We start from the raw sequence: 8,882 nt of genomic DNA on the forward strand, positions 1-8,882 counted from the left end.
GAACACCAGCGACGATATTCCTTCATGGCTGACATCTACTCTGAACTTTTGTGGCGGGGATTGATTCATCAGGCGACCGATCCGCAGGCCATGCCGGGCTGGTTGGCGAGCGGCGGTCGGACACTGTATGCCGGGTTCGACCCGACGGCGGATAGCCTGCATATCGGCCATTTGATGGCGCTAATGACCCTGCGGCGTTTTCAAACGCATGGCCATCGGCCGATCGCGCTGGTGGGGGGGGCGACGGGCATGATTGGCGACCCGAGCGGCAAGAGCGAGGAGCGGAACCTGCTGTCGCGGGAAGCGCTGGAAGCCAACGTGGCGGGCATGGAGCGGCAAATGCGCTCGATTCTCGACTTCGAAGGCAAGAGCGGCGCGCGCCTGGTGAACAACCATGAATGGATGCGCGGTTTCAGCTACCTCGATTTCTTGCGCGATATCGGCAAGAACTTTCCCGTCAACGTGATGTTGTCAAAGGACTCGGTACGTCGCCGCTTGGAGCAGACCGATAGCGGGCTAAGCTACACCGAATTCAGCTACATGCTGCTGCAAGCCTATGACTTCGTGCATCTGAGCGGCGCTTTTGGCTGCGAATTGCAAATCGGCGGCAGCGATCAATGGGGCAACATCACCGCTGGCATCGACCTGGGGCGGCGGATGCGCGGGCGGCAACTTTACGGCCTCACCTGTCCGTTGTTGACCAAGAGCGACGGTTCGAAGATGGGGAAGACCGAGTCAGGCGCTGTATGGCTGGCGGCGGAGCGCACCAGTCCGTATTTGTTCTACCAGTTCTGGATCAACGTCGACGACGCCGATGTGGACAAGTGCCTGCGCTTTTTCACGGAGCTCAGCGAATCGCAGATTGACGAATTAGGTCAGCTTCGCGCGGGCCAGCCCGAGAAACGCGACAGCCAGCGGCGGCTGGCCATGGAAGTAACGCGCTTGGTGCATGGAGAAGAAGGAGTGTCGACGGCACTGCGGGCGACCGAGATCTTTTTTGGAGCCGAGATCGCCGCGTTAACCGATCGACAATTGGTCGATATATTCGCCGATGTGCCGAGCAAGACATTGGCGCGCGAGCGGCTTTCGGCTGGGCTGAATGTGTGCGACGCGTTCCTGGAGGCAGGGCTATCGAAGTCCAAGGGGGATGCGCGGCGAACCATCACACAAGGGGGCGCCTATGTGAACAACCGGCGGGTAGAGTCAGCGGACCTCAACCTGACAGGCGACCATCTGGCCAGTGAAACGGTGATGGTGCTTCGCAGTGGCAAGCGAAATTACGCGCTGTTGCGGTTTTCCAGCTAGCACGTACTCCGGCCGACGACGTGCTAGCAGACGACCATGGCCTGCCTATTGTGAATTGACTCCCGGCCGGCGCGATACTTAGCATTCGGCCCGCACAGGGTGCGCGTCGTCTGGCCTGATGGGCCTCGTTGGTTGTCGACAGGCCAATCCGGTTCGCTGGGAAAGTTGCGCCGTATGAAACTACGCTGGATTGTCGTCGCCGCGCTAGCCGCGGTTACTGGCATCGCGATTATGTCGTACGGCGCTTATCGATTTGAACCGGCGTTTTACGCCGACGCGCTGGCGGCCCAGTCGACCGATCAATCGGTTGCGAACAATGAACTGCTGGAGCACGCTAGCGCTTTGACCGCCGACGCGCAGCACGACCGCAGTTGGAAAGCGCTGTTTTCCGCGCGGCAGATCAATGGTTGGCTGGCGATCGACGTGCCGAAGAATCATCCCGATCTACTGCCCATCGGCATCACGGCGCCGCGAGTGGCTATCGACCGAGGGCGGTTGTCGCTGGCGTTTCGGTATGGTCACGGCCGACTCAGCGCCGTATGCAGTGTTGATCTGGCGGTGAGCATGGCGGCGCCTGATCTGCTGGCGATTCGCGTGGATAATTTTCGAGCCGGGCTGATTCCGATTCCGATGGGCCGCATACTGGACGCCATCAGCCAGCAAGCGCGGCGCGCGGGGGTCGCCATTGAGTGGAAGCAGTCTGATGGCAACCCCGTCGCATTGGTGCGTATGTCGCCGTTCGAGAACCGCGATCAGCGATTCTTTGTGCGGAGCATTGAGATGCACGACGGCGAAATGTATGTGACTGGCCAAACCGAGCCAGTGCGCGTCGCGAGACTACCGGCCGGGCTACATTAGCCGCAGGCGGCCGATGTTGGCCGTTATTCGACTTGGCCTACTGCCGGCAACATTCGGCAGCGCCACGCGCCCGCGAACTTTTCGAGGCGCAGTTGTCCGCGTAGATGTTGGCCGGCGATCCGCGCTGAAATGCTGAGATTGTCGCAGGCGTCGATCTGGCAGCTTCCACGGTCGTAGCGGGCGACATGCCCACGATCGCCGGAAATCGGCCCCTCGTATTCAAGATAATCGAGGCGATGATCGTGGATTCGCTGAGCGACGACCCAGGCGACTGGTGTGGGGAGTTCGCTCAACGACCATGTCCATAGCGCGCCATTGCGCTCGAGCATCAAGTCCCAATGCGAAGGGCGATGGTCGCCCGTTGGCATCTCGTGACGAAGCACGACGAATTGAGACATGCGCATTCGACACTAAGGAGGATGAATTGCCGCGGTTGGGCAGTTCAATATAGTCGAATGCGATGCGTCAGGGTCCAGTGACAATGGTGGTTTCGGTGTCCGCGCTGGCGCCGCGCGGCATGCCTTGGCTCGTCACCTGCACACCCACGCGCACCGTCCCGGCGCGCTGCGCCCGCATCCGCACCCGATAGGTCAGCGTGGCATTCGGTTCAAGCTGCGGGAAAGGGCGAAACTCGACGCGCTGTCCGACCAGATCGGCCCGCGCGGGACCACTGGTGCCTGGCCCCAATGGGGTCATCTCCAATGGGGCCGAGACCGTGACGCGCACTTGCTGATCGGGGGTCGTGCCGCGGTTGGTGACGCGCACTTCGTAGTCCACCTCGCGGCCGGCCGCAACGGGGTCGCGAAGATCGACGATCGTGACTTGCAGATTGGAGGCCGCTGGTTGGCCAGGCTGCGCTGGAGGCGCTGCCTGACCTGGGCGAATCTCCAGACATGCCTCGCTATCGGCACGCGCTTCCTCGCGCGTGGTTACGGTGACACGATTGCAGGCGCGTCCGATCGCCTTTTGGCAGCGGCAGCGAATCTGAAGTCTAAAGTCCTTGCCGGGGGGGAGCGTGTCGATGAGCCAGACGATATCGTCGCCAACAAAGGAGTAGCCGCGCGTGGCCTGGACGGGATCGAGGGCCAAGTCGTAGTTGTCGGCAACTTTGAGTTCGTTGACCGTAACCGTACCGGTGTTCTTCACATAGATATCGAAATCGGCCATTTCTCCCACGTTGACCGACGCGGGACCGGTCTTGGTGACCGAGATAGTGGGTGTCACGCCGGGGGGTACGGTCGGCGGGGGGGGCGGTCCGCCAGGGGCGGCAGCGACTGTCACGCACTTGCGGGCGCTGCCGAGTATGCCGCCGGCGCCAACCACGTCGACCGAGTTGCATTGCTGCCCGGCCTGCACGGCGCGGAGCGTGATCGCCACGGTCTGCGTTTGGCCGGCCTCGATCACGCCGAGATCGCGTTCCAATGGATTGGCGGCCACGGCGTGTTGGAATCCGGCGTCGAAGCGATCGACGATCTTGAGACCGCTGAGCGGCGTATTGCCGCCGTTGGTTACGGAGACTTGAAATGCGACATCCTGTCCAGTCTGGGCCGTATCGGGCCCCAGCATGCGCACATCGAGCGAAGTGGTCATGACCGTGGTCGAGACGCAATCCTGGGCGCCGACGCCATCCGCGCTGGCCAGTGCGGCGCACAGATTGAAGGTGCCGGGCGCCGCGACGCGCAGATTGATGTCGATCAGTCGCGATTGCTGACTCGGCAAGTCTCCCAGGCGCCAGATCAAGCGCTGGCCCTGCACGCCGGGGGGCGGGTTGCCCGATTCAAACGTCAATCCTGGCGGCAGTTCCTCGCTGATGACGACATCGCGCACAGTGGCGCCGCCGGGGTTATTGACTTCAATGCGGTAGGAGGCGAGGGCCCCGACCGCAGCCTGGGCAGGCCCGGTGTGCCGGAGCGAGATATCGGGAGCGCCCCACGTTTTGGTTGTGCTGCCGGTGCCAAGAATCAAACGTTGGGCGCCAGTGGCAGTGTCGTTGGGGCGGATGATTTGGATGGCGATCTGGTTGGTCCCGGGCGTCGGCGTCTGTTGAAAGATTTCGACGCTGGCCTGGCCCAGTTCGTTGCTGGCAACCTCGGCGATTTTCGCGCCACCGGGCGCGAAGCCGGCTTCTGGCCCGCCGACAATTTCGTAACGGACACGCCAGCCTTGCACTGGTTGGCGGTTGGTGGCTTTGCTGATAACCGTGGTAAAGATGTGGCGCGTGCCAACGGGATTTACCGCAGCGGGCGGAAATTGCCACTGCGCGTCGACCCAGTGAATTTGGGCCGTTTGCTGGCGACGATCCCAGCCATAGACCTCGGGGCCAAAGGCGGTGACAAAACTGGTGCCTTCGACCGGCGAACTGACCGTGACCCACGACTGGCCTTTGAGCACGGCCACATCGTCGTCGAGCGTGGGAGTGCCGCGAGTGAGACACACGTATTTAGACGACGTGGTGCCAATCGCGTATGAGTTGTCCACCTTTTCGGAGGCGGCGGTGAAGATATTGAGATAATGCAACGAATTGCGACGCCCCACCTGCATGAACTGACCGACACCGCCGGGCGCCAACAGCCACTCGACATTCTCATCGGCGATGAGATGGCTTTCGTGGTCACAGAGTCCGGCCAACACCACGACTTCGCTACCGACCGGCGCGATGACTTGGCGCGGGGAAACAAAAATGCCCGCCGGCCGATGCTGCTCGTGCAGCGGGTTGGGATCGGGCCGGAAGTTGGGTTGTTTTGGCTTGGGGGGGGCGGCTGTCTTGGGCTGGCATGGCCGAGGCCCGCAGCAGGGCCCAAGTGAACATGACCCCAACGAGCACGACCCGCCAGGGCAAATGCTGCTGAGACATTGGCTGGTCAGCGGCGAGGCGGGAGTGGCCGGCGCGGCGTAAAGCGGAGGGGCGACCGGAACCATCGGCTGCGCCACGGGGGGCTGGGCAACCAGCGGCTGCGAAATGGGTGGCGGCGCGATTGGTGGGCCGACGACCGGCGCTTGGGCCCAGGCAACGCGCGTCAGCAGTAGGGCCGCCGCAAGCAGCGCCCAGCGCGTGACGAATCGATGCCTTCCTGGACCAACCATGTGGCAATGCGCCATTGGGGAGAATGGCTAGCGGGCCGCCGCACCGCCACAGGCTCCGATATGCCTGGGGGCGCGGCCGGTCGCGCTCGCGGCCGACAAATCCTTCCTCATCGAAAAACTACACGCGCCGCAGCGTGGTGTTGCCAAAAATCAACGTCAACGTGTTGCGAAAAGTCATCGTTAGTCGGCACGACCAGCAAACGCGCAAGAAACAGGCCTCGGAATGAAGGATTCCGAGGCCTGCAACAGATTTCGTAATTCTAAGCCAGACGGCCTGGGCTGTTACTCAAGCGTGAGATTTCTCAGGTAGTCTTCCAGTTCGCGCCGCAGCTTTTGCTCTTCCACGGTGAGGTCTTCGATCTGGCCGCGGGATTTCTCTAGCTCGTCTTCCTGCGAGTTGAGCTTTTTCAAGTAGCGATTGTAAAGCTCGGTGTTCTGGCCAATTTTTCCCATATTCTCGCGAATGCGGGTTTGATCCTGATCGATGGCGGCCACCTGCTTTTCGATGTTCTGACGTTGGTTGACCACGCTTTCGATCGCTTGGCGCTTGGCCACCACCTCGCGTAGCGCTTGTTTGACCTCTTCTTTGACCTTGGCGCCGGTCAGATAGTAGTGAATGGCGCCAAGATCGAGATCGAGCACGGCCAAGTGCTGGGTGTTGACCATCTCTTCAACGACCGTCAACTTGGCGGGTTTGCCAGGTTCGGCCGTGACTTCGAAGCGGTAGCGATCGCGCGTCTTCTCTGCGGGCTTGGCGGGTTCGACCAAGGTCCAATTCGGGTCGAATGGGTGCTCAATCAGCACTTTGCGGGGTTGGCCAGCGGAGTTCTTGATGGTGTACTCGACCGAGCGACGGAACTTGCGCTGCGCTTCGAGCACGCCTTTGACGATCTTGACGCCGGTGATCTCCTCGGGATGCGACTTTTGCTCCTGTGAGACTTCGATCTCCAGATCGAGCGCATAGCTGATGAGCCGCTCGCTGCCGGGCGCGAGGTCTTCGATCTGCGCGTCGCCGGCATAGGCGCCGCCATCAAAGACCGTGATGGGACCCTGCATCAGGTGCAAGTCGGTCTTATTGGTGAGCTTGAGTCCGTTCAGTGGGTGCTTGGGCTGCACATTGACGTTGTAAATGGAGACCTTCTCCGCTTCGACCGGGCTATTGACGATCGGCAGCATGGCCGATTTTTGGCGTTGGAGGGTCACCGGCTCGTCGATGGCGTATTGAAAGAGTTCGCCGACTTCGCTGGCCTGGGCCGCGGGCTCAACATTGCCGACGACGAAGCCGGCGTCTGCTGCAGCGCTCTGCGCTTCCATGCCCTCCGCGGTCGGAGCCGGCGCGGCGGGCGCGGCGGCCGCCAACTGGCCCGATCTTGCCTTACGCATGGGGGGGGCCGCGCCACCGGCGGCGCCCCGAAATCTCTGCTCGCTTTGGGCCAGGTCTTGACCGTATTGCTGCGGGCGTAGGCTGGCGAACAATTCGGGTTCGACAACTGGCCGCTGGAGATACAGCGGTTCGTAAAGATCCATGACGAATGAAATGGGGCGACCACTGACAAGCGTCAGTCGCACGTTGTCCCAATCTTCCTCGGTGGTGTTTTCGACAATGGCCCAGCCTTGCAGGAGCGGTGATTCCTTGTCTTTGAGGACCAGGCGATAGCTGGTCTTCCAGATGGGCGCCTCTTGGATATAACCGACACGCACTGCCCGCTTGCCATCTCCCGAAAAGCGCAGCGTGACGGTCTTCTTGTCGGTCGAGTGCCCGCTGGCGAGCAGAGCCAAGGCCTGGCCAAATTCTTGATTCAGCTTGACGTTGGCAAATCGGATGCTGGAAATCTGCTCCAGTGGAATGCTTTTTAGCCCCGATTCGGTCAACAGGTTGATGACATCGAACTCGATGATGGTGTCGCCGTCGCTACTGGCCTTACGTTTGCGCTTTTCCAGGCCGACGATGATCCCGGTGGTTTTTTCGGGGGCCTCGACCTCGACGGTTTCGCCGCGCACCTGGCCCAGTATCTGGGCCAAGGTGGGATTGTCGGTGAGATCGATGGCAAAGGTCTTGAGCGTCTTGGTGATGGGATCCTTTGAGGTATAGGTGACGGGAGAGATGCGCCCGCCGCCCAGGTCTTGCAGGACCATGCTCTTGAGCAGGTCGTTGATATCCTCGACATTAAATCGAAGATCCACTGCGGCGTCTCCCTCGACCTCCGCGCGGTGCTCGAAGAAGCCGACGCCCGAGTTGAACATCACCACGGACTTGAGGGGCAACTTGGTCTTGGGCTCTGCCGCTGGCTCATCAGCCGCTTGGGCGCAGGCGGCGCCCAGCACCGCGAGCGCGAACGCCGAGCTAAGCAATCGGCAACGCGGTTTCGGTTGTGCAATCGAAGGCATCTCTCATTCCTCCACGCCAATGCGAAGCCACAGTCGGCGAAATGGACCGGGGTGGCGATACCGATTCGACGTCAGTCGTTCGGAGAAAGTTCCGCGGACCTGTCTGATTTTAGCTTTTTTCCGCGATGAGGACGGTTGCGATGATTAATTGCAGAGGCGGATTTGGCCTGAATTTGGGGGCGGTCGTGCCGGCTAGCCCGGCCGGTTCAGCGCCGTTAAGATGCCCGCTACACCTGAATTAAGGGGGGAACACCATGGTACTGACTCCCAGCACAATGCTGCCTTTGGGGACACGGGCGCCCGATTTTTCGCTGCCAGACGCCGACGGTAAATTGGTCCGCTTAGCCGACTTTTCTGACAAACCGGCGCTGCTAGTCGCGTTCATTTGCAATCATTGCCCCTACGTCAAACATGTGGCGGCAGGGCTAGCGCAGCTCGCGCGCGACTACCAATCGAAGGGCGCCGGTGTGGTGGGAATCAACTCGAACGATGCCGACAAGTATCCCGACGACTCGCCGGCAAAGATGCGTGAGGAAGTCGCATTGCGGGGATACACATTCCCCTACTTGTACGACGAATCGCAGGCCGTGGCCAAGGCGTATCGCGCCGCCTGCACGCCCGACTTCTATGTTTTTGATCGGGACCACAAATTGGTTTATCGAGGGCAGATGGACGGTAGCCGTCCAGACAGCGGGATACCGGTGACTGGCAATGATCTGCGGGCAGCGCTCGATGCTGTTTTGGCAGGCAAACCGCCAGCGAGTGAACAACGAGCGAGCATCGGCTGCAACATCAAATGGAGGGCCGGCGGCGAGCCCGACTATTTTGGCCAAACCAAGTAACGAAGCCGCGAAACCACTCTGTCTCCATTCCAAACGCGAGCGCACAATGAGCCTTCAAGGAAAGACGATCTTTATTACTGGCGCCAGCCGTGGCATTGGCAAGGCAATTGCCCTGCGGGCGGCGCGCGACGGCGCCAACATCGCCATTGCTGCCAAGACGACGGAACCACATCCCAAGCTGCCCGGCACGATCTATACGGCAGCCAAAGAAATGGACGAAGCTGGCGGACGTGGGCTGCCACTGGTGTGTGATATTCGCCACGACGAGCAGGTGCAGGCGGCGGTCGCCAAGACAGTTGAGACCTTTGGCGGCATCGACATTTGCATCAACAACGCCAGCGCGATCTTCCTGGCGGGCACGCTGGAAACGCCGATGAAGCGTTACGACCCGATGCATCAGGTTAA

7 protein-coding genes are annotated in these 8,882 nt (G+C 61.1%); 4 read left to right on the top strand and 3 right to left on the bottom strand.

Annotation, left to right across the window (positions count from 1 at the left end):
* Positions 1-24 precede the first annotated feature (24 nt).
* The gene (gene tyrS / locus K1X71_08790; GenBank protein MBX7073231.1) at positions 25-1,305 is read left to right on the top strand and encodes a tyrosine--tRNA ligase; all 1,281 of its coding nucleotides are present in this window, start codon (positions 25-27) and stop codon (positions 1,303-1,305) included.
* A gap of 174 nt (positions 1,306-1,479) precedes the next feature.
* Complete coding sequence (locus K1X71_08795; protein MBX7073232.1) at positions 1,480-2,163, top strand: hypothetical protein; 684 nt, start codon at positions 1,480-1,482, stop codon at positions 2,161-2,163.
* A gap of 23 nt (positions 2,164-2,186) precedes the next feature.
* Here K1X71_08795 and K1X71_08800 read toward each other — a convergent pair whose 3' ends face one another.
* The 3 genes from K1X71_08800 to K1X71_08810 form a co-directional block, all read right to left on the bottom strand.
* Positions 2,187-2,561, bottom strand: a complete 375-nt coding sequence (locus K1X71_08800; GenBank protein ID MBX7073233.1) for a hypothetical protein — start codon at positions 2,559-2,561, stop codon at positions 2,187-2,189.
* A gap of 67 nt (positions 2,562-2,628) precedes the next feature.
* Positions 2,629-5,247, bottom strand: coding sequence for a DUF11 domain-containing protein (locus K1X71_08805; GenBank protein ID MBX7073234.1), 2,619 nt, complete (start codon positions 5,245-5,247; stop codon positions 2,629-2,631).
* Positions 5,248-5,529: 282 nt separating this feature from the next.
* Positions 5,530-7,635: a DUF4139 domain-containing protein gene (locus tag K1X71_08810; GenBank protein ID MBX7073235.1), complete on the bottom strand. Its 2,106-nt coding sequence runs from the start codon at positions 7,633-7,635 to the stop codon at positions 5,530-5,532.
* A 254-nt stretch (positions 7,636-7,889) separates the two neighbouring features.
* Between K1X71_08810 and K1X71_08815 the strand changes: the two genes are divergently transcribed.
* Both K1X71_08815 and K1X71_08820 read left to right on the top strand, forming a co-directional pair.
* Positions 7,890-8,477 carry a thioredoxin family protein gene (locus K1X71_08815; protein ID MBX7073236.1) on the top strand — a complete coding sequence of 196 codons (588 nt, stop codon included), beginning with the start codon at positions 7,890-7,892 and terminating at the stop codon, positions 8,475-8,477.
* 46 nt (positions 8,478-8,523) lie between these two features.
* Positions 8,524-8,882 (top strand): SDR family NAD(P)-dependent oxidoreductase (locus tag K1X71_08820; protein ID MBX7073237.1); only part of this gene is annotated, 359 nt, incomplete at its 3' end.

It is taken from the genome of Pirellulales bacterium (assembly GCA_019694455.1).
Taxonomy (GTDB): domain Bacteria; phylum Planctomycetota; class Planctomycetia; order Pirellulales; family JAEUIK01; genus JAIBBY01.